Origin of the sequence: Micromonospora sp. WMMC250, assembly GCF_027460215.1 — a bacterium.
GTDB lineage: Bacteria > Actinomycetota > Actinomycetes > Mycobacteriales > Micromonosporaceae > Micromonospora > Micromonospora taraxaci.
Genome location: NZ_JAPZBJ010000002.1, coordinates 2,904,468 through 2,930,232 on the forward strand (window position 1 = coordinate 2,904,468; position 25,765 = coordinate 2,930,232).

Annotated in this window: 24 protein-coding genes; 11 read left to right on the top strand and 13 right to left on the bottom strand. The window is 70.9% G+C overall.

Features of this window, described 5'->3' with window-relative positions:
* Positions 1 to 29 precede the first annotated feature (29 nt).
* The 3 genes from O3438_RS12655 (at position 30) to O3438_RS12665 (ending at position 3,189) form a co-directional block, all read left to right on the top strand.
* Positions 30 to 1,091 (top strand): Gfo/Idh/MocA family oxidoreductase, encoded by a 1,062-nt coding sequence (locus O3438_RS12655; protein ID WP_269680152.1) that lies wholly within the window; start codon positions 30 to 32, stop codon positions 1,089 to 1,091.
* A 209-nt stretch (positions 1,092 to 1,300) separates the two neighbouring features.
* Positions 1,301 to 1,849 carry a DUF1062 domain-containing protein gene (locus O3438_RS12660; protein ID WP_269680153.1) on the top strand — a complete coding sequence of 183 codons (549 nt, stop codon included), beginning with the start codon at positions 1,301 to 1,303 and terminating at the stop codon, positions 1,847 to 1,849.
* A 224-nt stretch (positions 1,850 to 2,073) separates the two neighbouring features.
* Positions 2,074 to 3,189 (top strand): acyltransferase family protein, encoded by a 1,116-nt coding sequence (locus O3438_RS12665; RefSeq protein ID WP_269680154.1) that lies wholly within the window; start codon positions 2,074 to 2,076, stop codon positions 3,187 to 3,189.
* Position 3,190: 1 nt separating this feature from the next.
* Here the strand turns inward: O3438_RS12665 and O3438_RS12670 are convergent, their stop codons facing one another.
* The 3 genes from O3438_RS12670 to O3438_RS12680 all read right to left on the bottom strand — a co-directional run bounded on the left by O3438_RS12670 (position 3,191) and on the right by O3438_RS12680 (position 5,113).
* Positions 3,191 to 3,373, bottom strand: coding sequence for a hypothetical protein (locus O3438_RS12670; protein WP_269680155.1), 183 nt, complete (start codon positions 3,371 to 3,373; stop codon positions 3,191 to 3,193).
* Positions 3,374 to 3,634: 261 nt separating this feature from the next.
* Positions 3,635 to 3,856, bottom strand: a complete 222-nt coding sequence (locus tag O3438_RS12675; protein WP_030335934.1) for a hypothetical protein — start codon at positions 3,854 to 3,856, stop codon at positions 3,635 to 3,637.
* Between the two features lie 177 nt (positions 3,857 to 4,033).
* Positions 4,034 to 5,113, bottom strand: a complete 1,080-nt coding sequence (locus O3438_RS12680; protein ID WP_269680156.1) for an NYN domain-containing protein — start codon at positions 5,111 to 5,113, stop codon at positions 4,034 to 4,036.
* Positions 5,114 to 5,332: 219 nt separating this feature from the next.
* On the opposite strand from O3438_RS12680, the gene O3438_RS12685 reads away from it, so the two are divergent.
* Entirely contained in the window at positions 5,333 to 7,369 is a 2,037-nt protein-coding gene (locus O3438_RS12685) for a glycosyl hydrolase family 28-related protein (RefSeq protein ID WP_269680157.1), read from the top strand.
* 57 nt (positions 7,370 to 7,426) lie between these two features.
* Here O3438_RS12685 and O3438_RS12690 read toward each other — a convergent pair whose 3' ends face one another.
* The 4 genes from O3438_RS12690 to O3438_RS12705 all read right to left on the bottom strand — a co-directional run bounded on the left by O3438_RS12690 (position 7,427) and on the right by O3438_RS12705 (position 11,702).
* Positions 7,427 to 8,083: a CG0192-related protein gene (locus O3438_RS12690; protein WP_269680158.1), complete on the bottom strand. Its 657-nt coding sequence runs from the start codon at positions 8,081 to 8,083 to the stop codon at positions 7,427 to 7,429.
* Positions 8,084 to 8,211: 128 nt separating this feature from the next.
* Entirely contained in the window at positions 8,212 to 9,297 is a 1,086-nt protein-coding gene (locus O3438_RS12695) for an SRPBCC domain-containing protein (RefSeq protein WP_269680159.1), read from the bottom strand.
* Between the two features lie 67 nt (positions 9,298 to 9,364).
* Positions 9,365 to 10,414 carry an NAD(P)H-dependent flavin oxidoreductase gene (locus tag O3438_RS12700; RefSeq protein WP_269680160.1) on the bottom strand — a complete coding sequence of 350 codons (1,050 nt, stop codon included), beginning with the start codon at positions 10,412 to 10,414 and terminating at the stop codon, positions 9,365 to 9,367.
* Positions 10,415 to 10,445: 31 nt separating this feature from the next.
* Positions 10,446 to 11,702, bottom strand: coding sequence for a hypothetical protein (locus O3438_RS12705; protein WP_269680161.1), 1,257 nt, complete (start codon positions 11,700 to 11,702; stop codon positions 10,446 to 10,448).
* Here O3438_RS12705 and O3438_RS12710 point away from each other — a divergent pair.
* Together O3438_RS12710 and O3438_RS12715 are read left to right on the top strand one after the other, a co-directional pair.
* Positions 11,701 to 12,639 carry a hypothetical protein gene (locus tag O3438_RS12710; protein WP_269680162.1) on the top strand — a complete coding sequence of 313 codons (939 nt, stop codon included), beginning with the start codon at positions 11,701 to 11,703 and terminating at the stop codon, positions 12,637 to 12,639. The genes O3438_RS12705 and O3438_RS12710 overlap by 2 nt on opposite strands.
* A 74-nt stretch (positions 12,640 to 12,713) precedes the next feature.
* Positions 12,714 to 12,986: a hypothetical protein gene (locus tag O3438_RS12715; protein ID WP_269680163.1), complete on the top strand. Its 273-nt coding sequence runs from the start codon at positions 12,714 to 12,716 to the stop codon at positions 12,984 to 12,986.
* A 146-nt stretch (positions 12,987 to 13,132) separates the two neighbouring features.
* Here O3438_RS12715 and O3438_RS12720 read toward each other — a convergent pair whose 3' ends face one another.
* Entirely contained in the window at positions 13,133 to 14,401 is a 1,269-nt protein-coding gene (locus O3438_RS12720) for an Nramp family divalent metal transporter (RefSeq protein ID WP_269680164.1), read from the bottom strand.
* Positions 14,402 to 14,618: 217 nt separating this feature from the next.
* Here O3438_RS12720 and O3438_RS12725 point away from each other — a divergent pair, with 217 nt between their 5' ends.
* Genes O3438_RS12725 through O3438_RS12735 form a run of 3 tightly spaced genes read left to right on the top strand, consistent with a single transcriptional unit; the run spans position 14,619 to position 16,923 of the window.
* The gene (locus O3438_RS12725; protein WP_269680165.1) at positions 14,619 to 15,026 is read left to right on the top strand and encodes a GntR family transcriptional regulator; all 408 of its coding nucleotides are present in this window, start codon (positions 14,619 to 14,621) and stop codon (positions 15,024 to 15,026) included.
* 20 nt (positions 15,027 to 15,046) lie between these two features.
* Positions 15,047 to 15,937 carry an ABC transporter ATP-binding protein gene (locus tag O3438_RS12730; protein WP_269683635.1) on the top strand — a complete coding sequence of 297 codons (891 nt, stop codon included), beginning with the start codon at positions 15,047 to 15,049 and terminating at the stop codon, positions 15,935 to 15,937.
* A complete protein-coding gene (locus tag O3438_RS12735; protein WP_269680166.1) occupies positions 15,934 to 16,923 on the top strand; it encodes an ABC transporter permease in 990 nt (329 codons plus the stop codon). The genes O3438_RS12730 and O3438_RS12735 overlap by 4 nt, the downstream gene beginning before the upstream one ends.
* Before the next feature lie 69 nt (positions 16,924 to 16,992).
* Here the strand turns inward: O3438_RS12735 and O3438_RS12740 are convergent, their stop codons facing one another.
* A complete protein-coding gene (locus O3438_RS12740; protein WP_269680167.1) occupies positions 16,993 to 18,081 on the bottom strand; it encodes a DNA glycosylase AlkZ-like family protein in 1,089 nt (362 codons plus the stop codon).
* 160 nt (positions 18,082 to 18,241) lie between these two features.
* Between O3438_RS12740 and O3438_RS12745 the strand changes: the two genes are divergently transcribed.
* Complete coding sequence (locus O3438_RS12745) at positions 18,242 to 19,852, top strand: hypothetical protein (RefSeq protein WP_269680168.1); 1,611 nt, start codon at positions 18,242 to 18,244, stop codon at positions 19,850 to 19,852.
* 80 nt (positions 19,853 to 19,932) lie between these two features.
* On the top strand, positions 19,933 to 20,271 hold the full coding sequence (locus tag O3438_RS12750; RefSeq protein WP_269680169.1) for a hypothetical protein: 339 nt from the start codon (positions 19,933 to 19,935) through the stop codon (positions 20,269 to 20,271).
* Here O3438_RS12750 and O3438_RS12755 read toward each other — a convergent pair.
* The 4 genes from O3438_RS12755 to mmsA form a co-directional block, all read right to left on the bottom strand.
* A complete protein-coding gene (locus O3438_RS12755; protein ID WP_269680170.1) occupies positions 20,268 to 21,530 on the bottom strand; it encodes an ROK family transcriptional regulator in 1,263 nt (420 codons plus the stop codon). The genes O3438_RS12750 and O3438_RS12755 overlap by 4 nt on opposite strands.
* Before the next feature lie 112 nt (positions 21,531 to 21,642).
* Positions 21,643 to 22,746: a substrate-binding domain-containing protein gene (locus tag O3438_RS12760; protein ID WP_269680171.1), complete on the bottom strand. Its 1,104-nt coding sequence runs from the start codon at positions 22,744 to 22,746 to the stop codon at positions 21,643 to 21,645.
* A 53-nt stretch (positions 22,747 to 22,799) separates the two neighbouring features.
* Positions 22,800 to 24,098: a multiple monosaccharide ABC transporter permease gene (mmsB, locus tag O3438_RS12765; protein ID WP_269680172.1), complete on the bottom strand. Its 1,299-nt coding sequence runs from the start codon at positions 24,096 to 24,098 to the stop codon at positions 22,800 to 22,802.
* Positions 24,095 to 25,642: a multiple monosaccharide ABC transporter ATP-binding protein gene (gene mmsA, locus O3438_RS12770; protein ID WP_269680173.1), complete on the bottom strand. Its 1,548-nt coding sequence runs from the start codon at positions 25,640 to 25,642 to the stop codon at positions 24,095 to 24,097. Before mmsA ends, mmsB begins: the two co-directional genes overlap by 4 nt.
* Between the last annotated feature and the right edge of the window lie 123 nt (positions 25,643 to 25,765).

Genomic DNA, 25,765 nt, shown 5'->3' on the forward strand with positions numbered 1-25,765 from the left:
GCGCGGACCAGGAAGATGGGGGCACGGGCATGGCGGAGGCGCTGCGGGTTGGTCTGTTGGGGTACGGGTTGGCGGGTCGGGTGTTCCACGCACCGTTGATCGCCGCGACGCCCGGGCTGCGGCTCGACGCCATCGTGACCCGCGATCCGCAGCGGCGCGAGCAGGCCGGGCAGCACTTCCCGGACGCCCGCCTGGTCGACGACGCCGACGAGTTGTGGCGTACCCCTGATGATCTGGACCTGGTCGTGGTGGCGACGCCGAACCGGCTCCACGTGCCGATGGCGCGCGCGGCGCTCGCGGCCGGGCTGCCGGTCGTGGTGGACAAGCCGTTGGCCGCGACGGCCGCGGAGGGCCGCGCGCTCGTCGACGAGGCGGTCGAGCGTGGGGTGCCGTTGACGGTGTTCCAGAACCGGCGCTGGGATGGTGACTTCCTGACCGCCCGCCGCCTGGTGGAGCAGGGCGAGTTGGGGCGGGTGCTGCGCTTCGAGTCCCGGTTCGAGCGTTTCCGTCCGACCATCAAGCCGGGTTGGCGGGAGCTGGCCGGTCCCGAGGAGGCCGGCGGCGCCCTCTTCGACCTGGGCGCGCACCTCGTCGACCAGGCGGTGCAGCTCTTCGGTCGGGTCGACCGCGTCTACGCGGAGGTGGACCGTCGCCGCGCCGGCGCGGCCGTCGACGACGACGCCTTCGTGGCGTTGACCCACGCCAACGGGGTGCACTCGCACCTCTGGATGGGCGCGATCACCGCCCAGCTCGGGCCCCGCCTGCGGGTGCTGGGCGACCGGGCCGGCTACACGACGTACGGGTTGGACGTGCAGGAGGCGGCGCTGCACGCCGGTGGCCGGCCGGACCAGCCCGGCTGGGGCGAGGTCCCGCCGGAGCGGTACGGCATGCTCGGCGTCGACGGTGACCTGCGGACGGTGACCACCCAACCCGGGTCGTACCAGAACTTCTACGCGCAGGTGGCGGCGGCGTTGCGCGACGGCACGCCGATGCCGGTGGACCCACGCGACTCGGTCGCCACCGTCGAGTTGATCGAGCTGGCGCACCGGTCGGCGGCCGAGGGCGTGGTGCTGCCGGTCCCGACCGCCTGACGTCGCCGGGCGACCTGGAGGCGCGCGCGAAAACCGGTGGAGCGGCGGCGTCGTCCGCCGTTACCGTGCTGCGCAACCAGGTCGTCTAGGCAAGGACGTGCCGTTGTACACCCTGTGAGATTTCCCGAGCGCTGATCTGTCGCGCGTCGCGCCCTGTGCGCCGCGCTTTTTCTTGCTGCGGACTTTCTCACTGGAACCGGTGTACTTCTGTGCTCATCAACTGGGCCGTCGTGCCCACCTGCCTGCCCCTCGTCCGCCGTCGCTGCCACGCCTGCGCGTCGGAGCGACTGCGGCCGAGCGGCAGGTTCCGCGTCAACGCCAATCACAAACTCATCGATGTCTGGCTCCTCGCGCTCTGCACCGCCTGCGGGGTCACGGCGAAGCTCACCGTCCTGGAGCGGACGACGGTGCGCGCCATCCGTCCGGAGATGCTGGACCGGCTGCACGACAACGACAGCGGGCTGACCGCTGAACTCCTCCAGGACCCGGTCGTGCAGCGCCGCAACCGGTTCGACCTCGACTGGACCGACGCCTGGCGTCTGGACACCGACGGATCGGTTCACCTCGACCACGACGTGATCGACGTGGTCGTCCGCTTCGCGGCACGGATCCCGGTCCGGCCGGTACGACTGATCGCCGACGGTTGTGCTCTGTCGCGCGGCGAGGTCGACCGACTGATCAGGGAAGGGATGATCGTTTCGGCGGTCCGGTTGAGCGGCAGGCTCTCCGGCGACTTCACGTTCACGCTCAAACGCTGAACCCCTGCCCGGACGACGGGCCTGTCCGGCAGCTACCGGCCGGGCAGGCCCCGCAGCCCGTGTCGACGTCTGCGCCGGGGCTTGAGCTGACGGACAGAGTCACCAATGGACAGAAAGCCCATAACCGCCACAATACCGGACAAGTATGCAATTCTCCATCGGTGAACGATGTCATGGTCACCAGGTTCGAGTCCCCGCGGAGCACACCTGGTGCGAGGGGTCGCGTGGACCACCTCGACGGCATCCGTGGCATCGCCATCCTGGCCGTGTGCGCGGTCCACTGGATCGGCCAGCGGCTCCCCGGCTTCGAGGGCGGTTACATCGGAGTCGACCTCTTCTTCGTCCTCAGCGGCTTCATCATCACCACGCTGCTGGTCAAGCGGATGCCGCCGTACGGAAGCTTCCTACGGAACCGCGTACGACGGCTCTACCCACCGCTGGTCGGGGCGTTGGTGGGCATCACCGCGCTGGCCTGGCTCCTGCCTGACAGCGCCCTCTCCCCGGAGACGTCCCTGCGCCACGGTCTCGTGGCCGCGGTCCAGGCCACGTCGCTGTGGGTCACACTGGGGGGCACCCCGATCGACCCCTTCTCGATGACGTGGTCTCTCTCGGTGGAGTGGTACTTCTACCTGTTCTGGCCCCTGGCGGTGCTATGGCTCCGCCGCATGCCGGCGGCCCGCGCCGCACGCCTCGCGCTGCTGGCCGCCGGGGCTGCCTACCTCGTCGCGGCCGTCCAGCCGGGCTGGTGGTTCTACTACGGCCCCCTCGCCCACACCAGCGAATTGCTGGTCGGTGCCGCCATCGCCTTCCCGCTGACCCAGGGCTGGACTCCCCGGCTCCGGATCGGCGACCGTCCGGTCCTGGTGGCCGCGTTCACGTTCGTCGCACTATGGACGGCGTTGGGCAGTGATCCCTACTCGCCGGCCTACCGCCTCGTCGCACTCCCGCTGACCGTCGGGTGTGCCGTGCTGTTCATCCTCTCCGGCTATGCGGCCCGCCCGGCGGGCCCGGATCGGCTGCTGTCCTGGCGACCGCTGGTGGCGACCGGGCGGATCAGCTACAGCCTCTACCTCTGGCACACCCTCCCCATCGTGCTCCTGAGCAGGAACTGGCTCGGCCTGCCCAGCATTGCGGTCGGCGTGATCGGCATCGGCATCGCCCTGGGAGGCACCGCCCTCAGCTACCACCTGCTGGAACGACCGTTCCTCCGGTCGCGCGGCAACGAGTTGGCAGTGGGTCGCGGGCAGGAAACGGCGTCGTCCATCCGCCCCCGCGGCGCGCACCGGCGGGAGCGGGTCACGGCCGGCGTACACGGGCACGGGGCGGTTCCCCGCCCCTGAGTCACTCCTGGTGGGGGTTCCCCTCGGAGGGTGCCTCGTCCGGAGCTCGCGCGTCGTCGTCGGTCAGCGCGTCGTCGTCGTCCAGCACGTCGTCCGACGAGGCGGTGAGGTTGACGAGCCGGCGCTCGGCCTCCCGGACCTCCTCGTCGAGCCTGGGGTTCTCCTCAGCGGGACCCTGCGACATGGGGACCTCCATCGGGCGCGACCGGCAGACCTCCGTGTACCCGACCTGAGGGCAGAGACACGAGCCCGCCGCCAAGCCTTGATCAAGTGATGGAAAATAGCTGAATCCGCCCTGCGGGACCTATTTCTCATCACTTGATCGAGGAGATCGACTATCGGCCGCTGAGCGGCTGGCGGTCCGGTGTGCCGAGCGCCGGGCCGGTCGGCGCGCGCGCCGGGCTGGGGGAGCCCGGGAGCGTTGCCGACCCGGCCCGGTGCCGGATCAGCGCTGCTTCAGCTCGCGCCAGGATGGGTGGGTGCCGCGCCAGGCGTCGGCGAGGATGGCCGCCGAGGCCCGGCTGGGGCACTGCTGCACCCGCTCACGACCCGACGCCCCACCAATCTGGGCGCGGACCTCCCAACCCTGCCCGTCAGTACGGATGTACACGTCCCTGCGCCCGCGCGGGGTCGTGTCTCCGTTCCACCAGTGCTCCTCCACCTTCATTCGCCGACCGTATAGCAATTCCCGCGCAGAGGGTACGGCGCAGGTATGCCCGGACCGGGGCAAGAGCGACAATCCAGGCGTAATTCGGGTCAAGCGTTGACGGTTCGAAACCACAACGGGTGGTTTTTTCGCCGCTGACTTGCCAATCAGCAAACCCTCACCCTCGCGCAGGAGGGGTCAGCTCTGGGTTGTCAGAAGGTAGTCGTCGGCTTCGGGGCTCCAGCGCAGGTCCAGCACGCCGGCGGTGGCAGCGGCCTTGCAGAACTGGAGGAAGCTGCGGTAGCCGAGCTTCTTCTCGCTGAAGTCGGGACGGGCGCGGCGTACCTGGTTCTTCAGCCCGGACAGCGCCACCGGGTTGCCGCCACTGCCCAGGTCCGCCACGACACCCCGGAGCAGGCCGAAGGCCACCTCCCGGTCACCGTGCTCGGGCAGGGAGACCTCCGGGTCGCCCTTGGCGGGCCCTTCGGCCAGCTCGACCACTGTGCGCTCGGCGAGGTGGCGCAGCAGTTCGCTGAAGGTGCGGAAACCGTAGTCGGACTCACTGAACGTGGGGTCCTTGCGCAGCAGGGTGCGCTTGAGCCGGGACGCGGTGACCTCGCCGTTGGCGCTGCCCTGCAACCCGGCGACCGTCTGGGCGACCAGCACGGCGAGGGTGTCCACGTCCCGGCCGGGCTCCTCACCGGCGGGTCGACGGTCCACCTCGGGCTCGGGCTCGGGCGGGCGCTGGTTCGCGCCGACAGGGCGGGTGGGACGCGCCTGCTGGCTGCGGGGCGGCGGGATGTCCACACCTTCCAACCGGTCGTAGTAGAGGAACTCGTCGCAGGCCGGCGGCAGCAGCGCCGACGTGGACCCCTCGACCCCGACACCGATGACCCGCTTGTTCAGCTCGCGCAGCTTGTGCACCAGCGGTGTGAAGTCGCTGTCCCCACTGCAGATCACGAAGGTGGAGATGTAGTCGCGCTCGAACGCCAACTCGATGGCGTCGACGGCCATCTTGATGTCCGCGGCGTTCTTCCGGGACGCGCCCATCCGTTGCGGGATCTCGATCAGCTCGACGTGCGACCGGGTGAGCATCCGCCGGTCCTCGTCGAAGTACGACCAGTCGGCGTACGCCCGGCGAACCACCACCCGGCCTCGTTCGGCGAGCGCGTCGGCGATCGGCCGGAAGTCGAAGTCCGCGCCACCGCGGTGGTCGCGCGCGCCGAGCGCGAGGTTCTCGTAGTCCAGGAACAGGGCGATCCGGTCTTCTTGATCCACGAGGGTCAGCCTACGCCCGGCGTGAGCTGGTCGAGGCAGACGACGCGCGCCACCTCAACTCGACAACCGTCCAATTCTTGCGGCCTAATTGTCGCTTCTTTTCATTGCTCGCTTGCGACCTTGCAGCCTGGTGTTTAGTGCTGACATCATGACGATCAATGCCGGGCGTCGGGGGCGCCCGGCGGGCCTCCCACCACCATCCACCCAGGAGGGTCACCGATGTTTCGGACCATCATGCCGGCGCGGGGACGCCCCGGCCGTCCGGCCGCCACCGCAGCCGCGCTCGCGGCCGGCCTCACCCTGCTGGTCGTCACCCCCAGCGTGGCCGTCGCCCGACCGACCGCCTCCCCCGGCGCGACACCCGTCGTCACCCGGGCCGCCCTCGACCCGGCGTTGGTCGCCGGGCGCGGCGCGAACGTCGGCTTCCTCGAACAGGAGGCCGAGAACGCCCGCACCACCGGCGAGATCATCGGCCCCGACCGGTCCGCCTACACGCTGCCCGCCGAGGCCTCCGGCCGCCGGGCCGTCCGCCTCACCCCCGGGGAGTACGTCGAGTTCGTCCTGCCCAGCGCGGCCAACGGGATCACCGTGCGATACAGCATCCCGGACGCCCCGCAGGGCGGCGGGATCACCGCGCCGCTACAGGTCGCGGCGAACGGCAAGCACGTGCGCACCATGACGCTCACGTCGCAGTACTCGTGGCTCTACAACCAGTACCCGTTCACCAACGACCCGCAGGCCGGGCTGCTGCACCCGGACTGGTGGATCACCGAGTGCCAGTGCGTGCCGGCGGCCACCACCCCGTACCCGAGCATCACCACCCCGTTCCGGCCCACCCACTTCTACGACGAGCAGCGGCTCCTGCTCGGACGCACCTACCGGGCCGGCGACCGGATCCGGCTCACCGCGCCACCCGGCAGCCCGGCCGCCTGGACGGTCATCGACCTGCTCGACTCCGAACTGGTCGCCCCGCCGCGGGTCCGGCTGCTCGCGGCGAACGTGCTGGCGTTCGGGGCCGACCCGACCGGCCGGCGGGACTCCGCCGACGCCCTGGACAAGGCCATCGCCTTCGCCCGGCGCACCCACCTGAAGGTTTACATCCCGCCGGGCACCTACCAGGTCAACCGGCACGTCATCGTCGACGACGTGACCATCGAGGGCGCCGGCAACTGGCACACCATCATCAAGGGCCGCGAGGTCGCCCTGCCCACACCCGCCCCGGACGGGTCGGTGCACACCGGCGTCGGGTTCTACGGCCGGGACGCCGCCGACGGCGGCAGCCGCAACGTCCACCTCTCCGGCTTCGCCATCGAGGGCGACGTCCGGGAGCGGATCGACACCGATCAGGTGAACGCGATCGGCGGCGCGATGAGTGACTCGACCATCGACGGGCTCTACCTGCACCACACGAAGGTGGGTGTGTGGTTCGACGGGCCGATGCGCAACGTCCGGGTCACCAACACCATCATCGTCGACCAGATCGCCGACGCGCTCAACTTCCACACCGGAGTGACCGACTCCCTGGTCGCGCACAACTTCGTCCGCAACACCGGTGACGACGGCCTCGCGATGTGGTCGGAGAAGACAGCGAACGCCCGCAACACCTTCGACCACAACACCGTGCAGTCACCGACCCTGGCCAACGGCATCGCCATCTACGGCGGCACCGACACCACCGTGTCGCACAACCTCGTCGCCGACCCGGTCCGCGAGGGCAGCGGCATCCACGCCGGATCCCGCTTCGGCGCGGAGCCGTTCACCGGGCACCTACGCATCACCAACAACACCACCGCCCGCGCCGGCACGTACGAGCTGAACTGGAACATCGGCCTCGGCGCGATCTGGATCTTCGCGCTGGACCGCAGCATCGACGCGGACATCCAGGTGACCGGCGACGCGTACCTCGACAACACGTACAACGCGATCATGCTGGTCAGCGACTGGCCGGTGAAGGACCTCTACTCGATCAGCAACGTGAAATTCCGGGACATCCGGGTCGACGGCACCGGCACCTCGGTGGTCAGCGCCCGCGCCGCCGGGTCCGCCTCGTTCGCCAACGTGGACGCGCGCAACGTCGGCGCGGTCGGCGTCAACAACTGCGGTTCGTTCCACTTCACCCCGGCCGGTTCGGAGTTCACACTGACCGACCTCGGCGGCAACGACGGCGGTTGGCTCGCGCCGTGGCTGCTGCCCAACACCATCACCTGCGACGACCGGCCGCCCGTGTCGCCGCCTCCGCCTCCCGCGCGGTGGTGAACGCGGTGGGCGGCCCGATCGTCGCGGGCCGCCCACCGCACACACAGAACAAGCAGGTCAGAGCAGCTTGGCGTACGCCAGCGGCACGGTCGTCGGCTGACCGTCCCAGCTGCCGCCCAACATCGCCCCGGCCGGCCTGTCCGCCTCGGCGCCCGGCCGGTGGACGACGACCATCTCGACCGCGTCGGTGTCGATGAGCGTGCGGTCCTCGTCGACCACGCGGCGCACGGCACCGATGGCGGGCACCTCGGCCTCGCCGGCGCCGCTGACCACGATGGTCATCGTCGGTTCGCGCACCTCGCGCCGGCCGTCGACCTCGAAGTACTGCTCCGCCTGACCGGCGCCGGTGAGAATCGCGTGGGCGAGCGCTGTGGCGTAGATCGGGTCACCACAGCCGTCGTACACCCAGCGGGTGCCCAGCACCGAGTGTTCCGTGGTGCCGACCAGCCAGTCCTCGGCCCCGTCGAGGGGCGCGGCGCGGTAGGTGAGCGGAACCTGGTGGACCGGCCCGTCGGCGGTGCCGACCAGCATCGTCTCGATGCCGACCGCACCGGCCGGGTCGTCGAAGCGGTACGCGCCCCGGCTCACCACGTCCGCGGCGGTCAGCGTGCCGGAGGCGCCGACGCGCCCAGCGAACCACTGTTGGTCCGGCAGCCAGGCCGCCAGCAGGTCGAGTTTCGTGGGGCGCAGTGTGGCCCGGTGCAGCAGTGCCATGACCGCAGCCTAAGGCCTGTGTCACAAGGGCGGTCGAGCCGAGGCGGAGTCCGGGCGGCGATCCGGCAAGGCGCGGTTTCGTCCGGACTCGCCGCAGGCCGGCCAGTTCTTGTGAAACAGGCCTCAGGTCAGAGGCCGGCGCACGGGTTGCCGCCCACCGTGCAGCTCTCCGGCGCCCGGGCCTTGGGCCGGTTGTCGCGTACGTCGAAGCGGATCGTCTGTGACCCGCCCGCCGGCAGTGCTCCGCCGGTGAAGGTGATCGACCTGCCGTCCTGTCGCGACTCCGCACCCTCGACGTCGTCGACGGTGCTGCCGTCGGCGAAGGTGACCACCACGACCCAACCCGCCGCTGGAGTGGCTGCGGGGTTACCGACCACCACTTCGCCGGTGTAGCCGAACAGCCGGCTGGAGTCGGTCTCGTAACGGGCGGTCAACGGCGGCGGAGGTGATGGCACCGCCGCCGTGGTTGTCGGTGTCGGCTTCACCGACGGAGTCCGACTCGGACGGACGGTCGGCGACGTGGCCGTCCGGGACGGACGCACGGAGGCTGTCGCGCGTGGGGTGGTGGCGACCGCGACCGCCGTCCCGGACGGCGACGGGGACGCGGGCGCGGGAGGCGCGGCGCTCTGCTTGCCGCCGACCGGGAGCGCCACCCACGCCGCCGATCCGCCGAGGACAGCCAGCCCGACCAGCACGGCGGCCACCGTCCGTCGACGGGCGCGGGCCGGCCCGTTGCGGGACGCGCCGACCAGCGGCAGTTCGGTGGTCATTCCGGCGTCGCCGCGCCGCAGGTCGACCTGCTGGAAGGCGAGCCAGTCGAGGATGGCCGGCAGTCGTACGGTCAGCGCCTGCCGGAGTTGCTGCTCGCGTGGCTTCTGCTGCTCGACGGACCACCCGCCGTGCGTGGTGACCTCCCGCACCTCCAGCCGGCAACCCTGCGTCGTGGCCGTGACGTCACAGGTCACCTCGCTGAGCCGGCCGGCCTCGTCGCAGGCCAGCACGAGGCGGTCCGGCTCCTGCCGGTCGGTCACCTCGACCTCGACGTCGGCCCCGAAGCCGGGCAACCCGGCGGTGCGCAGCGACAGCCGATCCGGTACGCCCTCCAGCGTCTCGGCATCGGCGAACCACCGGCCGAGCAACTCCCGATCGGTCAATGCCAGCCAGACCCGCTCGGGTGGGTGGGACAGCTCGACCTGCGCGCCGATCTCGATCACGGCGAGACTCTAACGGGTCTCCCGCCCGTCCTGCCCCGCCCGCCCGGGCCGGTGGCCGGCGCCCTGGTCATCCCCAGCGGGTCGACCGCTCGGTCAGCGCGGCGAGGGCCGCCCGGGCACCGGCGCTCACGTCGGCGACGACCTCGGCCGCCGGCAGGTCCCGGGCCAGCGTGTGCGCCTGCCCGGCCCACGCGTTCACGACCGACGCGTCCCCGTCGCGCCGGGCGGCGGCGAGCAGCGGGCGCGTCAGGTGCAGCACCTGTGGGTAACCGGCCGGTGCCGCGGCGTCGTGCTGGCGCAGGAAGTCGTTGGTCACGCCCCGGGCTCGTTTGCCGGTGAACGACCGGGTCAGCGCGGTGGGCGCGGTACTGGCCACCGCCTCCCGGTGCATCGGCGAACTGCCCGCCTCCGGGCACCGCAGGAAGGCGGTGCCGAGCTGCGCGGCGGTGGCGCCGGCAGCCAGCACGGCGGCCAGCGCGGGGCCGTCGACGACGCCCCCGGCCGCCACCAGTGGCAGGTCGCAGCGGGCGGCGGTCAGCCGGAGCAACGGCAGCAGCGCGTAGTCGTCGTCGTCCGGCAGGCCACCGCGGTGCCCACCGGCCTCGGTGCCCTGCACCACGACCGCGTCCACACCGAGGTCGGCGGCGGCCGTGGCGGCCTCCGGGCGGGTGACGGTGGCCCACACCTCGGTGCCGCGCTCACGAAGGGCGGCCACCGCCGCCCGGTCGGGCAGCCCGAACACGAAGGACACCACCGGGACCGGGTCCGCGAGCAGGGCGGCCAGCTTCTCCGGGTACGCGTCGTCGCCGCCCACCGGCTCGCCCAGGCTGACGCCGCGCTGGGCGGCCTGCGGGGTGAGCCGTTCGGCGTACGCCCGGATGGCGGCCTCGTCGACGTCGCCCGGGTCGGGCAGGAAGATGTTGACCCCGAACGGCCGGTCGGTGCGGGCGCGGACCTCGGCGACGTCGGCGGCCAGCCGGTCGGCGTCGATCATCCCGGCGGCCAGGAAGCCCAGCCCACCGGCCGCGGAGACGGCAGCCGCTAGCGCGGGCGTGGACGGGCCGCCGGCCATCGGAGCGGCGATGATCGGGTGACGCAGCGTGGACAGCGTGGACATGGGACTCATCCTGCCGCACCGCGCGGTCCGCTCAGCGGCGTGCGGTGTGCCTCCACCGCAGCACACCGGCCAGCCCGAGCAGGGCCAGCAGTGTCCCGGCGCCGGCGACCAGCGGCCAGATCCGGCCGCCCGGCCCGATGGTGTCCTCGGCGATCGGGCGGACGTCGGTGGGCGACACCGGGCCGGCGGAGCCCGTCGGGGCCGTTGTCGGTGCCGGCTCGGCCGTGGCCGGGTAGCGCAGGATCGTCGGACGGGTACCCGGCGGTTGGTCGGCGGATTCGGAGACGGTGAGCAGCGACCCACCGTCGCGACTGTAGGTGATCGACTCGCCCTGGGGTTCGTCCGGCAACGGTGTGGTCCTGGGGGTGCCGGACGTCAACGCCTTGACCACATCCCCATCGGGGACGTCGTACTCGAAGGCGTCGGCATAGGTGCGCAGCACTACCCGACGCCCGTCCGGCGCGGTCGCCGCGCCGGTGACCACACCCCGCCCGAGAAACGAGAACGGGTTGCTCGTCGTCGTCGTCGGGAGGGTCACCTGGCCGGCCGGGGCCAGCGGCGTCGTCGCCCCCGCTCGTAGCGCGGTGGTCGGGCGGTACAGGAAGACGGTGCCGCTGCCACCCTTGGTGATGATCATCGGTTGGCCGTCGGCGTCGAGCAGCAACGCCTCGGCGTCGTGCGGGCGGTCCGGGTAGGTCATCCGGTGCAGCACCGGCCGCTCCGCCCCCGGTGCGAGCCGCCACACCCCGACAGTTGTACGCGAACGGTCGTTGTCGCCGATGTCAGCGACCCAGACGGTGCCGTCCCGGCCGACGGCCAGGTCCTCGGTGTCCCTGGGTCGGGACGGGTAGGAGACCGCCCGGACCACAGCGCACCGCTGGTCGAGGAAGAAGATCCGACGGCGGGCCTCGTCGTCGGCGCCGTCGTTGACGACCACGTACCCGTCGTCGGTCGCGACCATCCCGGAGAGCTCGCGGAGCCGGTCGTCGCGGATCTGGCACACCGGCGTGCCGACCGCCGCCGCGACCGCCGCCCCCGGGGTCAGCACCACCGTCGGTACGACCACGCCGGTGAGCAAGGCCCCCAGCGCCGCCCCCACCCGGGCGCGCCGTCCCCCGCTCAACCGCCCGCGTACCCGCATCGCCATCCTCCTCGTCGCGGCCATGCCCCGGCCACCCGCCCATCTTGTCCGATCCCGACCACCGACGGCGGCAGTCGCGGGTACGCGTCCATACCCCTGGTCGATGTACCGTCGCTCCGCCTCGTTCTCGATCAAAGGGATGATCATGCCCGGGACCGACACCTCCGCGGCCCGCCCGTTCGGGCGGCGGCTCCTCCACCGCCTGGGCCGTCCGAGCACTGGCGCGGCTGTCGTCTGGGTGCCGCTCGCCGCTGTCGTGTGCGGCCTCTTCACCGGCGCGTCGGCCAGCCGGGCCGCCTGGGAGACGTCCCGGCCGCAACCCGACCGGGCCGAGGCCAGCACCATCCTGACCGTGGCCTTTCCCGGCCACGACCTCGGCGAGATCGACACCCCGCCGGCGCTCTTCGTCGTCTACGGGCACGCGTTGCGTCTGGGCACCGTGAAGACACTGGTGCTGGGTGACGGCGGTGAGTACCAGGAGAGCGCCACCAGCGCCACCGCCCTCGGCGCGCCACCGGTGCCCGCCGAGCAGATCGTCGCGGTGGCCCGGGACCGCCTCTCCGGTGCCGGCTGGACGGTGTACGACCCGCAGGTGACCGAGGGCATCAGCTGCGCGGACAAGTTGTGCGCCACCCCGCTCGCGATCACGGACACCACGATGGTCGCTCGACGCGGTGACACCATCCTGAACGCCTCGATCTCGTCGCAGACCGCCGCCGACGCCTCCTACCTGGCGGTCGAGCTGCACCGCGCGCCACCGCCGCTGGTGGTTCCCGCCGGGGTGCTCGGCACGCTGCTGGGTACGGTGGCCGGGTGGTGGGTCTTCGCCTGGGCCAGCCGCCGCTCCGCTGAGCGCGGCAGCGCCGTGCGCGTCCTGCTGGGCGTGGCCGTGGCGCTGTGGTGGCTGCCGGTGCTGCTGGCCGTCCCGTCGCTGCTGCGCCACCACCGCGGCGAGCCACACCCGGCCTGGCATCCGTTCTGGGAGTGGCTTGGTCAGCCGGCCGCGTCACTGCTCTTCCTGGTCGGCTCGGTGTGCGCGCTGCTGGGGCTGGGACTGGCCGCCGCGCCCCGCCGGGAGAGGTAGCAAGCGTGCGACGGGCAACCGCGGGTAGGCAGTGGCCCGGCGGCATGTCGAGACACGCCGGGCAGGAGGCTCCGATGAGCACGTACCGGGATGATCAGGACGACACGTTCCCTCCTCCGGAGGCGGATGCCCAGGAGCAACGGCAGAGCGCCGTGGACTACGGGCCGCCGGACCGGGTGTCGGGTGACGTCGACCCCGAGGCGTCCGAGGCGGACCTGGCCGAGCAGGGCGCCCTGCCGGCGGGCGCGCTCGAAGACGTGACGTCGCTGCCGGCCGACGCCAACCCGGCCGACGCCCTCGAACAGCGCCAGGAGATCCCGACCCGCGACGAGGGCCGTCGCACCTGACGCACCCACTGCCGCCGGCCACGGGCCGACCCGACACGCTGCGGACAGCGTTATGACTGTGGGTCATAAATATGACTCACAGTCATAACGCTCCCACGGACGTCCGTGACCCTGGCGGCGCACTCGACCGGTGTCTGCCGGCCGGTCTAGCCCGCGACGACCTGCCAGAGCAGGAAGGCATTCAGTGCGACCACCAAGACCGCCACCAGGGACGCGGCGGCCGTGGTGAGCGGGTGGTTGACCAGGTTGCCCATGAGGTCCCGGCGACGGGTGAAGGCGACCACCGGGATCAGCGCGAACGGGATGCCGAAGCTGAGAATGACCTGGGACAGCACGAGTGCGCGGGTGGGGTCGAGGCCGACGGCGAGCACGGCCAGCGCGGGCACGAGGGTGACCAGCCGGCGCAGCAGCAGCGGAATCCGCCGCCGCAGGAAGCCCTGCATGATCACCTCGCCGGCGTAGGTGCCGACGCTCGTGGAGGCCAGCCCGGAGACCAGCAGGGCGATGGCGAACCCGAACGCCGCGGCGGTGCCGATGGTCTCACCGAGCCCGGCGTGCACACCCTCCAGGCTGTCCGCGCCACCCGGTCCACCACCCCGGAAGCTGGCGGCGGCGATCAGCAGCATGGCGAGGTTGACCGCGCCGGCCGCGCTCAGGGCGAGCAGCACGTCAGTGCGTTGACCACGGAACAGGATCCGCCGCTCGGTGTCGTCGGTGGCGGGGATGCGGTCGCGGGTCAGCGCGGAGTGCACGTAGATGACGTGCGGCATGACTGTGGCACCGAGGATGCCGGCGGCCAGCAGCACGCTGTCGGTGCCCTGGAGTCGAGGCACCAGGCCGGCCACGGCGGAGCCCGGGTCGGAACCGGCGGCGAGCAGGTTCGCCGCGAAGGCCAGGACGATGACGCCGAGCCCCACGGCGATGGCGATCTCGAAGGCGCGGAAGCCTCGCGAGCGCAGCGCCAGCACGGCGAACGCTGTGGCGCCGATGATGATCCCGCCGGGCAGCAGGGGGATGCCGAAGAGCAGGTACAGAGCGACCGCGCCACCGATCACCTCGGCCAGGTCGGTGGCCATGGCGACCATCTCGGCCTGCACCCACATGGCCTTGTTGAGGGGCTTCGGCAGGCGTTTTCGGCACAACTCGGGCAGGCTGCGACCGGTGGCCAGGCCCAGCTTCGCGGTGAGGGTCTGCACCAGCATCGCCATCAGGTTGGCCACCACCACGACCCAGACCAGCAGGTATCCGTAACGGGCGCCGGCGGCGGAGTTGGTGGCGAAGTTGCCCGGGTCGACGTAGGCGACAGCGGCGACGAACGCCGGGCCGAGCAGGATCAGTCGCCCGCGTACGCGGCCACGCGCGCGGGCCACCTGTAGTGGAGTGGCCTTCGTCGTCGTCAGTTCCTTGGTGACCATCGCACACCTCCCCTTCCGCCTGGATCGCTGCCTGTTCCTTCCCGAGCCGGTGACCCGTGCGGGCCAACCTCTGGCCTGCGGGTGCCACAGGGTCGACACGCCGAACAGCGCCTGTGACGCGCCGGGCCGGGCAGGGCCGGCCTTGACAGCAGTCGCCGTGCCGGTGAAGCTGTCTATTAGTCCTACTGTCGTAGGACAACAGGAAGGATCATCGCGAGTGATCGAGTTCGTACTGGACAGCCGGTCGAAGGTGAACACCTACATGCAGCTCGTCCAGCAGGTGAAACAGGCTCTGCGGGTCGGTCTGCTGACACCGGGCGACCAGTTGCCGAAGGTCCGGGACGTCGCCCAATCCCTGGCGATCAACCCGAACACGGTGCTGAAGGCGTACCGGGAACTGGAGATCGAGGGTCTGGTCGGCGGCCGACCCGGGGTGGGCACGTTCGTCCAGCGCACCCTTGCCGGCGCGTCCCTGCCCAACCAGGCCGAGCTACGCGACGACCTGGTCGCCTGGCTGCACCGGGCACAGACCGCCGGCCTCACCGCCGAGGACGTCATCGCCCTGGTGGAGACCACGCTGCGCGCCACCCTCGCCGACGACACCCCGCAGAAGGAACCCGCATGAGCGCAACGAGAGGACAGAGAATGGACCATGTATTGGAGGCTGACCGGCTGGGCAAGCGGTACGGCAGCACCTGGGCGTTGCGGGACTGCTCGCTGCACCTGCCGGCCGGCCGGATCGCCGCGCTGGTGGGGCCCAACGGTGCGGGCAAGAGCACCCTGTTGCACCTGGCCGTCGGGCTGCTCAAGCCCGACGCGGGCACGGTACGGGTGTTCGGCCGGTCGACGTACGGCGACACCGACGGCCTCGCCGACATCGGCTTCGTCGCCCAGGACACCCCGCTCTACCGGGACTTCACGGCATCCGAGCTGGTCGTCGCCGGCGGCAAGCTGAACAAGCGGTGGGACGCGCACCTGGCCCGCACCCGGTTGGCGCAGCTCGGCATTCCACCGGACCGACAGGTCGGCAAGCTGTCCGGCGGGCAACGGGCCCAGGTGGCGCTGGCCCTGGCGCTGGCCAAGCAGCCCCGGTTGCTGCTGCTCGACGAGCCGGTCGCCAGTCTCGACCCGCTGGCCCGGCGTGAGTTCCTCCAGTCGCTGATGGGCAGCGTCGCGGATTCCGGGACCACGGTCCTGCTCTCCTCGCACCTGCTGGCCGACCTGGAGCGCGTCTGCGACTACCTGATCGTGCTGAACGCCGCCAAGGTGCAGCTCACCGGCGCGGTCGACGACCTGGTCGCCGAGCACCGCCAACTGGTCGGCCCACGGCACGACGGCGGCCCGATCGGGGGCGTCGCCGCCGTCGTCCGGGCCAGCCACACCGATCGGCAGTCGACACTGCTGGTCCGCACCGACGGGCCGGTCACCGATCCGGCCTGGACGATCCGCGAGGTGAGCCTGGAGGACGTCGTCCTGGCCTACCTCGCCGAGGGCACCGCGCAGACCAGTCACAGCGAGTGGGGGGTAGCAGCATGATCTGGTTGACCTGGCGGCAACACCGCAAGCAGGCGTTCTACACAGTGCTGGGGTTCGCCGCGCTCGCCGCTCTCCTGGTGCCGATCGGCCTGTCGATGCGGAACACCTTCGCCGACCTCGGGCTGGCGGACTGCGTCGTCCAGCTTGCCCGTGCCGACGTCGCCGCGACGACCCGCGAGGCCTGCGACGCGGGCTTCCACCGCTTCAGCAACCAGTACGGCAGCCTCAACCTGCTGGCCGTCCTGCTGATCACCCTGCCGGTGCTGGTCGGCCTGTTCTGGGGCGCCCCGCTGGTCGCCCGGGAGGTGGAGCAGGGCACCCACCGGTTCGTCTGGACCCAGGGCGTCGGCCGCACCCGCTGGGCGTTGACGAAGTTCGGGCTGGTCGGAGCCGCCGTGCTGCTCCTCGCGATCGGCTACGGGCTGGGCATGTCCTGGTGGGTGGAGCCGCTGACCCACGCCGCCCAGGAGGGTCGCCTCGGCATGATCGTCTTCGATCTGCAGGGCATCGTCCCGATCGGCTACACGCTCTTCGCCGTGGCGCTGGGCATCTTCGCCGGCACCGTCTGGAAGCGGATGCTGCCCGCCATGGGCATCACCCTCGCCGGGTTCATCGGTGTGCGGGCGGCGGTGGAGATCCTGGCCCGGCCGCGCTACCAGCCCGCCCAGACCCAGACCTTCCCGATCGAGGGGGACGGGCCGCCGGACATCGGCCGGGGCGACTGGATCCTCACCCAGGGCGTCCGCAACCCGGACGGGACGATGATCGCGGAGGACACCCGGATCCAGTGCCCGCCGGGCGGGAAGGGGCCGGACGGTCGGGTCTGCGGCGCCGAGCTGGGCCTCGAACCGGGCGCGTACAACTGGCAGCTCTACCAGCCGGCCGACCGGTTCTGGCTGTTCCAGGGCATCGAGACGGGCATCTTCGTCGCCCTCGCCCTGCTGCTGCTCTACCTGGCGGTGCGCCGGGTCCGCCGGATCGCGTAGGCAGCGACGTCTGATCGCGTGGACAGCGACGGGTGCTCGTCGGGGCGCGGGGGCCTCGGCGATCACCCGTCAGCGCAGGCCCTCCGGGGTCAGCGACAGCCAGGACGTCAGGTCGCGCAGCTCGTCGTGCACGGCGCGGCTCACCTGCGGCGTGAAGGGGACGTCCTCGTGGACGGCGTGCACGGTGAACGTGCCGCGCCGGCGGTCGGCCGTGGCGTCCACCTTTCCGACCAGCCGGTCGCCGTGCAGGATCGGCAACGCGAAGTAGCCCCAGCGCCGGTTGGCCTTCGGTTTGTACATCTCCAGCACGTACTCGTACTCGAAGAGCTCTTCGAGACGGACCCGGTCGTGCACCAACCTGTCGAACGGCGACAACAACGCCGTACGCCCGGTGAACGGCTGCCCGAGAGCGGCCGGGTCCACCCGCCAGACCCCCGGGACCCCCTCGACCACCGCCGGCTCGCCGGCGTCGCCGACCTCCGCCGGCTCCCCCGGAAGGACCGGTGTCTTCGCCCGGGCGATGCCCAACGCGCGTAGCCGGCGCTCGTTACGGACCCGAAGCGCCTGTTCCAACGCCACGACGGGGATGCCGGCCGGATAGACCCGCTCGGCGACATCCCACAGCCGTTGCCGGCCCTGACGACCGGAGATCGCCACCTCGCCGCGGGCGACCAGGAACTCCAGCATCTGGGTGACGTTGCGGTTGTTGGTCCACCCCGACGACGGCCAGGGCACCGCGCAGGTGTCCGGGATGTCGCGGGACAGCAGTGGCCCGGAGCGACCGAGCAGGTCGAGCACGTCCCGCCGGAACGAGTCGTTCGCGCGCAGCCACTCGCGCTGCCGCTCGTGAGCGGGCCAGGCGGCCATCGCCGCGAGGTAGAGCCCCAGATCGTCCATCGGTCGCAGCATGGCCTGGTGCTCGAAGAGCGTCCGGTCCCGTTCGAGGGCGTGACGCAGGTGCGCGGGCTGGTACGACGAGCCGAGCCGGCTCCAGCAGACCAGGTCGGCGCTCGGCGCGACGGCAGCCGTCGGGTCGATCTGCAGCAGCGTCAGGTGCCGCACCACAGTGAGCAGGTCGGTCGGGCGCGGGGCGGCCAACAACTGGGCCCGCACGGCGATCCGTCGTGCCTGCGCGCGATCGAGCTGGTGCACGCCCACGCCGGCGAGCCTAACGCCGAGCACCGACATGCCGCTGACCAGCGCAGTCGGATTCCAGCCCGTCGCCAACGCGACTGAACGCGTCTGTCCGATCACGATCAGTGCTCCGATGTGGACCGCAGGCCCGCGTCCGGTGGGCCGCAGCGATGGGAGCGTACGCGTGAAGTCCAGAGTCCTCCGTCGGGTCGCCGCGTCCGCAGTGGCACTCGCCTGCGCCGTGCTGGGGGCGGTGGCACTGCCGGCCACCCCGGCGTCCGCCAGCCCGATCCGCAACGCCACCCCGTGGTCGGTGCTGTTGTGCAAGTTCAGCGACAAGCCGGCGGAGCCACAGCCGCCGTCGCACTTCGCCAACTTCCTCACGGCGACCGGCGTCGGCACCGGCGGGGTGGCGGACTACCTGGCCGACCAGTCCGGCGGTCGGGTGTCGTTGGCCGGCTCGGTGGTGCGGGGCTGGTACACGATGCCGTACACCCTGGCGCAGTTCGGGTCGATCGACAGGTGGACCCGGACCCAGCGCTGCGTGGACACCGCAGCCGCCGCCGGCTACGCGGTGCCGGCCGGCAACCGGATCGCGGTCATGCTCAACGACTGGGTCGACTCCGGCGCGGCCGGTGGTCGGGTGCTGCTCGACCCGGGCGCCTGGAACGTCGGCTTCGCCGCGCACGAGATGCTGCACGGCTACAACCTGGGCCACTCGTTCTCCAACGACACCACCTACCAGAACGCGTCGTGGTCCCAGCCGGGCGAGTACGACGACCCGTGGGACGAGATGAGCGCGATGCACATCTACGCCTTCGGCACCGCGAACTACGGCACCAGCGCGGTCGGGCTCAACGGCCCCAACCGTGACGAGTTGGGCTGGCTACCGAAGAACCGGATCTTCACCATGGGCGCCGACGGGGTCGGCTCCCGCAGCCTCACCCTGGCACCGCTGGAGGTGCCCGCCGCGAGCGGCCCGCAGCTGATCCGGATTCCGTTCGACCCGGCCGACCTGTTCCACTACTACACTGTCGAGTTCCGCCGGAAGACCGGTTGGAGCGCCGGCATCCCGGCCGACACGGTGCTGCTGCACGAGGTCCGCAACGGCACGCCCACCCTGCTGCGCACCGGCCCCGGCGGTGGTCCGGCCCAGTCACTCAACGCGGGCGGCGTGCAGATCGGCGTGAACTGGCTCTCCGGCAACGCCGCCTCGGTGACGGTGACCACCGACGTGGTCAACCGCTGCCTCCAGGGGTACGTCTGGCGCGAGGCCCGCGCGGGCGACCTGGTCTGCGTCACCGGAGCCACCCGCAGCCAGGTGTGGGCGGACAACGCCGCCGCGGCGAGCCGCTGGGTGAACGGCCCGTACGGCCCGCACACCTGCGTCGCCGGCTACGTGTGGCGCGAGGCGTACGCCGGGGACGACGTGTGTGTCACCGGGGCGCAGCGCACCCAGGCCGCCTCCGACAACGCCGCCGCCGCGTCCCGTCGTAACCCGGCCCGGCTGGTGTCCGGCCCCAACACCTGCGTCAGCGGGTACGTGTGGCGCGACGCCGACCAGTCCGACTACGTCTGCGTGACCGGCACGACCCGGTCCCAGGTGCTCGCGGACAACGCGGTCGCCGCGAGCCGCTGGGTCAGCGGCCCGTACGGCCCGCACACCTGCGTCGCCGGCTACGTGTGGCGCGAGGCGTTCATCGGGGACGACGTCTGTGTCACCGGAGCGCAGCGCACCCAGGCCGCCTCCGACAACGCCGCCGGCCCCGGCCGGGTGCTGCGTCCCGGCGGCTGACCGACAGCGCCCCCGGTGGCGGCGGCCACCGGGGGCACTGCCCGGCCGGACGTGAATCCCGGATCGACTAGCGTCGTGGCATGACGATCTCGTTGGACGGCCGGCGGTTCGCCGCGCTGACGGATGTGGTGGCCGGCGAGGTGAGCGCCGAGACGGTCTTCACGTACCACGAGCGGGCCGGTGAGGTGTGGGCCGAGTACGCGGGCGGCTCCATCCGACGGGGCTACCTCGTCGGCACCCGGGAGGCCGACCGGTTGGAGTTCCGCTACGTCCAACTCAACACCGAGGGGCAGACGTCCTCCGGGCGCTGCGTGACCGAGGTGGGCGCGTCGGCCGACGGCCGCCTGGAGTTGCGCGAGAGGTGGACCTGGGAGTCCCGGCCGGGCAGCGGCACCAGCGTGGTGCGGGAGCTCCCCTAGGTCGGGTCGGCGGGATCCGTCTGGCCGGCGACACCGACGTTGAGCGGGTCGGCCAGCAACTTGTCGAACGCCAACTCGGCGGCGCCGATCAGGACGGCGTCGCGGCCGAGTGCCGCCGCACGTAACCGCAGGTACTCGCGGGAGGCGGGCAGTGGCATCGTGTCCAGCCGCTCACGGACCACGTCCGCGCCGGCGGTGAAGATGTCGCGAAGCGACCCCCCGAACACCACAGCGTCCGGGTTGACCACGTTGACCAGGTTGGCCACACCGAAGCCGAGCCAGTCGGCGACCTGCGCGACCGCCGCGCCGGCGGTCCGGTCGCCGTCCGCCGCCGCGCGCAGCACCTCGGCCACCGCCGCGCGGTCGCTCGGGTCCCGGCCGGCGTGCCGCAGCAGGGCGGCCTCGGAGATCTCGGTCTCCCAGCAGCCACGGGACCCGCAGCCACAGGGCAGACCGTTCGGGTTGACGACCATGTGACCGACCTTGCCACTGTGGCCCCGGTGGCCGATCACCAGCCGACCACCGACGATGATGCCGGCGCTGATGCCGAGGTCGCCGTGCAGGTAGATGACGTCGTCGATGCCCGTCGCCACGCCCCGGACCTGCTCGGCCAGGGCCGCGATGTCGGCCAGGTCGCCGGTCACGAAACCCGGGCCGGCGCTGAACTCCGCCTCCAGGGCGACACCGAGCGTCTCGTCGACGCCGGCGATCCGGATCCTGCCGTCCGGCTCGCGGGTGGCGTCGGTGACCGCGACCGCCCCACCGACCAGCAGCGCGTCGGGGGCCACGGATCGTTCCATGTCACGGACCAGGTCGGCGAGGGGCCGGACGGCGTCGATCGCCGACGTTCCGCTCAGTCGCGGGATCTCCCGCAGGTCCAGGATCTGCCCACCGAGACCGACCCGAGCGGCGCGTAACCGGTCCGCGTCGATGCTCAGGGCGTGCGCGTAGACGCGGTCGGAGCGGGGACTGACCACCAGCGACGGCCGCCCGGCGCGGCGCACGCTCGCCGGCGCCCCCTCGGTGACCAGTCCGCTGGCCACCAGGTCGGCGGCGAGGGCGCCGATGGTGCTGCGGTTGAGGCCGAGCTGGCTGGTCAGTTCGGCCCGGGACGTCGGACCGTGCAGGTGTACGTAGCGCAGGACGGCGCCGAGGTTCTGCCGCCGGATCTCCTCCTGGCTCGCGCCAGGGACCGCCGGAAGCGGCGATTCGGTGGTACGACCGACGCCGGTTGGCCTGGACCGGACTGGTGCTGCCACGGTCAGACCTCCTTCCGGGTCGAAGCCGATGGGCGCGGGGGTGCGGAGACGACGATGGGTCCCGGTAGTGAAGACCCGGGACCCATCGGCATTACTACCTACCGTGCGGTGATTACTTGGTGAGCGGCGCGAGCTTCGGGTCGTTGGCGTACGCCTCAGCCGCGTTCGCCTTGGTGACGGCGACCGGCGGGAGCAGGTACGTGTCGACGACCTTGCTGCCGTTGTTGTAGGACTTGGTGTCGTTCACCTGCGGGGCGTTACCGGCCTGGAGAGCCTTGACCATGTTGATGGTCTCCTTCACCAGGTTGCGGGTGTCCTTGTTGATCGTCATGTACTGCTCGCCCTTGACGATCGACTTGACCGACTCGACCTCGGAGTCCTGACCGGTGACCACCGGGGTCGGCTTGCCAGCGCCCTTGACCGAGGTCAGGATCGCGCGGGCCAGGGTGTCGTTCGGGGAGAGGACGCCGTCCAGCTCCTTGCTGCCGTAGGTGGAGGTCAGCAGCTGGTCCATGCGGGCCTGCGCACCCTCGGCCTTCCAGCCCTGGATGGCGGTCTGCTTGACGTCCTTCTGGCCCGAGGCGACGACGACGTTGCCCTTGTCGATCTCCGGCTTGAGCACGTCCATCGCACCGTTGAAGAAGACACCGGCGTTGTTGTCGTCCGGCGAGCCGGAGAACAGCTCGATGTTGTACGGGCCGTTCGGCTTCTTGGCCTTCATGCCGTCCAGCAGGGCCTGGCCCTGGAGCTGGCCGACCTTGAAGTTGTCGAACGCGACGTAGTAGTCGAGGTCCGGCGTGTTGGTGATGAGGCGGTCGTACGCGATCACCTTGGCACCGGCGGCGTGCGCCGCGGCGACCTGGGTCGACAGCTGCGCGGCGTCGGTCGCGCCGATGACGATGACCTTGGCGCCCTTGGTGGTCATGGCGGTGATCTGGGCCTGCTGGTCGGCGACCGTGGTCGACGCGCCGGCGTACTGCACGTCAGCCTGGAAACCGGCCTCCTTGAGGCCGTTGGTGAACAGGTCACCGGCGAGGACCCAGTTCTCCGAGGTCTTGGCCGGGAGGGCCACGCCGATCAGCGAGTTCGCCGCGAAGCCCTTGGCGGCCTCGCCGCCGGAGTTGCTGTCGCCGTCGCGGCCGGAGCCGCAGCCCGCGAGGGCCAGCATGGCGGCGGCGCTGACCGCGACCACCGACGTGCCAAAGAATTTACGCATGGTGAGGACTTGCCTTTCTGGATGTGAGACGGGTGGTGAGAGTTCGGTGGCCGTCAGCCGGACACCGCTGCCTTGGCGGGCTCGCGCTCCGCGTCCGGCGGTGAGGCGGGTGGGGCGGAGTCCTCGCGGCGGAACGGCCGCATCAGGCTCCCGATGATGGAGAAGCGTCCCTGGCTCTTGTTGTAGACGTCGATCGCGACGGCCAGCAGCAGGACCAGGCCCTTGATGATCTGAACCCGGTCGGTGCCGACGCCCATCAGCTGGAGGCCGTTGTTGAGCACGGCCATGACGAGACCACCGACGATCGAGCCGCTGATGGTGCCGATACCACCGGAGACGGCCGCGCCACCGATGAAGACGGCGGCGATGGCGTCCAGCTCCCAGCCGTTGCCGTCCTGCGGGCCGGAGGCCGCCGAACGGGCCACGAAGATCATGCCGGCCAGCGCGGCCAGGACGGACATGTTCATCATGACGAAGAAGTTGACCCGCTTGAGCTTCACGCCGGACAGCTCGGCCGCCCGGGAGTTGCCGCCCACCGCGTAGATGTGCCGGCCACCGGCCGTGTTGCGGGTGTAGAAGGAGTACGCGATCACGAGGAGCACCAGGATGATGCCGGAGATCGGGAAGCTGGTGCCGACGCGACCACTGGCGAAGCGCAGCGCCGCGAAGGCGATCACCCCGACCATGACGGCCATCCGCAGGATCGAGATCCACATGGGTGCCGGGTCGGCGTCCATCGCCCGACGGGTCTTGCGGGCCTGGAGCTCCCGCCACACCACGGCTACCGCCGCGGCCAGGCCGAGGAGCAGCGTCGCGTTGTTGTAGCCGGTGTTCGGACCGAACTCGGGCAAGAAGCCGGAGCCGATCTCCCGGAAGCCCTCCGGCACCGGGATCGTGTTGGCGTTACCGATGAACTGGTTGCCACCACGGAACAGCAGCATGCCGGCCAGGGTCACGATGAACGCCGGCACCCCGATGTACGCCACCCAGAAGCCCTGCCAGGCGCCGATGATCGCGCCGATCGCGAGGCCGAACAGGATGGCGACGGGCCAGGGCAGGTCCCACTCGGCCATCGACTTGGCCACCAGGATGCCCGCGAAGGCGGCGACCGAGCCGACCGAGAGGTCGATGTGCCCGGCCACGATCACCATGAGCATGCCGATGGCCAGGATCAGGATGTACGAGTTCTGCTGGAACAGTGCGATCAGGTTGTCCGATCGCAGCGTCAGGCCGTCCGTCAGGATCTGGAACAGGACGACGATCGCCACGAGGGTGAAGATCATCCCGAACTGACGGGCGTTGGAGGTCGTGCCTCCGAACAGGTTCTTCTGAAGGTCCTTGATACGGCTCATCGGGTGGCCAACTTCTTCGTCGAGGTCATCTGCTTCATGAGGGTCTCCGGGGTCGCGTCCGCCCGGGCGATCTCGCCCGTGATGGCGCCCTCGAACACGGTGTAGATGCGGTCGCAGAGCCCGATCAGCTCAGGCAGCTCCGAGGAGATGACGACGACGCCCTTCCCCTGGTCGGCGAGCCGCTGGATGATGCCGTAGATCTCGTACTTCGCACCCACGTCGATGCCGCGGGTCGGTTCGTCGAGGATCAGCAGGTCCGGGTCGGTGAACATCCACTTGGCCAGCACGACCTTCTGCTGGTTGCCACCGGAGAGCTTCGAGACACCCTCGTCGACCGTGGGGGCCTTGGTCCGCAGCTCCTTGCGGTAGGACTCGGCCGCCTGGTATTCCTCGACCTCGTTCAGCACGCCGTGGTGCGAGATCTTGGACAGCTTGGCGGCAACCGTCGACGTCTTGATGTCGTCGAGCAGGTTGAGGCCGATCGCCTTGCGGTCCTCGCTGACGTACGCGAGCCCGTTGTCGATGGCGTCCGCCACCGACTTCAGGACGATCTCCTTGCCGTCCTTGATGATCGTGCCCGACTCGTACACCCCGTAGGAGCGGCCGAAGACACTCATCGCGAGTTCGGTGCGGCCCGCGCCCATCAGACCGGCGAAGCCGACGATCTCGCCGCGGCGCACCACGAAACTCTCGTTCTTGCAGACCTGGCGCTCGGCGGAGATCGGGTGCCGGACGTTCCAGTTGCGGACCTCGAAGAACACGTCGCCGATCTTCGGGGTGTGGTCCGGGAACCGGCTGCTCAGCTCGCGACCGACCATGCCCCGCACGATCCGGTCCTCGTCGACCCCGTCCGCCTTGACGTCGAGGGTCTCCACGGTCCGGCCGTCGCGCAGGATGGTGATCTGGTCGGCGATCGCCTCGATCTCGTTCAGCTTGTGCGAGATCATGATCGAGGTGATGCCGCGGGAGCGGAACCCGCGCAGCAGGTCCAGCAGGTGCCGGGAGTCGGCCTCGTTCAGCGCCGCGGTCGGCTCGTCCAGGATGAGCAGCTTGACGTCCTTGGCGAACGCCTTGGCGATCTCCACGAGCTGCTGCTTGCCGACGCCGATGTCCTTGACCAGGGTGTCCGGGTCTTCTTCCAGACCAACCCGGGCCATGAGGTCCAGCGCCATCCGGTTCGCGGCCTTCCAGTCGATAGCGCCCCGCTTGCGCGGTTCGTTGCCGAGGAAGATGTTCTCGGCGATCGACATGCCCGGAATGAGCGCGAGCTCCTGGTGAATGATCACGATGCCGGCGTTCTCGCTGGCCCGGATGTCGGAGAACTTGCTCTCCGACCCCTGGTAGACGATCTTGCCGTCGTAGCTGCCGTGTGGGTAGACCCCGCTGAGCACCTTCATCAGCGTGGACTTGCCCGCACCGTTCTCGCCGCAGATGGCATGGATCTCGCCGGCGCGAACCACCAGGTTGACGTCGGAGAGGGCCTTGACTCCGGGGAACTCCTTGGTGATGGAGCGCATCTCAAGGAGGATCGGCACGTCGCTCATAGCTCGTACCACCTCGCCAACGTCATCGGTTGCCTCCGGAAGGTTGAACCTTCACTTGGTTTTGTTGTTGACGGCAACGTATTGCGGCCGAAGGGTCATCCGCAAGGCGAGGGCCTGTTGAAA

Bases quoted from the DNA above. Each gene is read 5' to 3' on its own strand.
- O3438_RS12675 (WP_030335934.1), bottom strand. From the start codon at position 3,856: ATGAAGGTGGAGGAGCACTGGTGGAACGGAGACACGACCCCGCGCGGG.
- O3438_RS12670 (WP_269680155.1), bottom strand. From the start codon at position 3,373: ATGTCGCAGGGTCCCGCTGAGGAGAACCCCAGGCTCGACGAGGAGGTC.
- O3438_RS12685 (WP_269680157.1), top strand. From the start codon at position 5,333: ATGTTTCGGACCATCATGCCGGCGCGGGGACGCCCCGGCCGTCCGGCC.
- mmsB (WP_269680172.1), bottom strand. From the start codon at position 24,098: ATGAGCCGTATCAAGGACCTTCAGAAGAACCTGTTCGGAGGCACGACC.
- O3438_RS12690 (WP_269680158.1), bottom strand. From the start codon at position 8,083: ATGGCACTGCTGCACCGGGCCACACTGCGCCCCACGAAACTCGACCTG.
- O3438_RS12735 (WP_269680166.1), top strand. From the start codon at position 15,934: ATGATCTGGTTGACCTGGCGGCAACACCGCAAGCAGGCGTTCTACACA.
- mmsA (WP_269680173.1), bottom strand. From the start codon at position 25,642: ATGAGCGACGTGCCGATCCTCCTTGAGATGCGCTCCATCACCAAGGAG.
- O3438_RS12760 (WP_269680171.1), bottom strand. From the start codon at position 22,746: ATGCGTAAATTCTTTGGCACGTCGGTGGTCGCGGTCAGCGCCGCCGCC.
- O3438_RS12750 (WP_269680169.1), top strand. From the start codon at position 19,933: ATGACGATCTCGTTGGACGGCCGGCGGTTCGCCGCGCTGACGGATGTG.
- O3438_RS12715 (WP_269680163.1), top strand. From the start codon at position 12,714: ATGAGCACGTACCGGGATGATCAGGACGACACGTTCCCTCCTCCGGAG.
- O3438_RS12720 (WP_269680164.1), bottom strand. From the start codon at position 14,401: ATGGTCACCAAGGAACTGACGACGACGAAGGCCACTCCACTACAGGTG.
- O3438_RS12710 (WP_269680162.1), top strand. From the start codon at position 11,701: ATGCCCGGGACCGACACCTCCGCGGCCCGCCCGTTCGGGCGGCGGCTC.
- O3438_RS12700 (WP_269680160.1), bottom strand. From the start codon at position 10,414: ATGTCCACGCTGTCCACGCTGCGTCACCCGATCATCGCCGCTCCGATG.
- O3438_RS12730 (WP_269683635.1), top strand. From the start codon at position 15,047: ATGGACCATGTATTGGAGGCTGACCGGCTGGGCAAGCGGTACGGCAGC.
- O3438_RS12705 (WP_269680161.1), bottom strand. From the start codon at position 11,702: ATGATCATCCCTTTGATCGAGAACGAGGCGGAGCGACGGTACATCGAC.
- O3438_RS12655 (WP_269680152.1), top strand. From the start codon at position 30: ATGGCGGAGGCGCTGCGGGTTGGTCTGTTGGGGTACGGGTTGGCGGGT.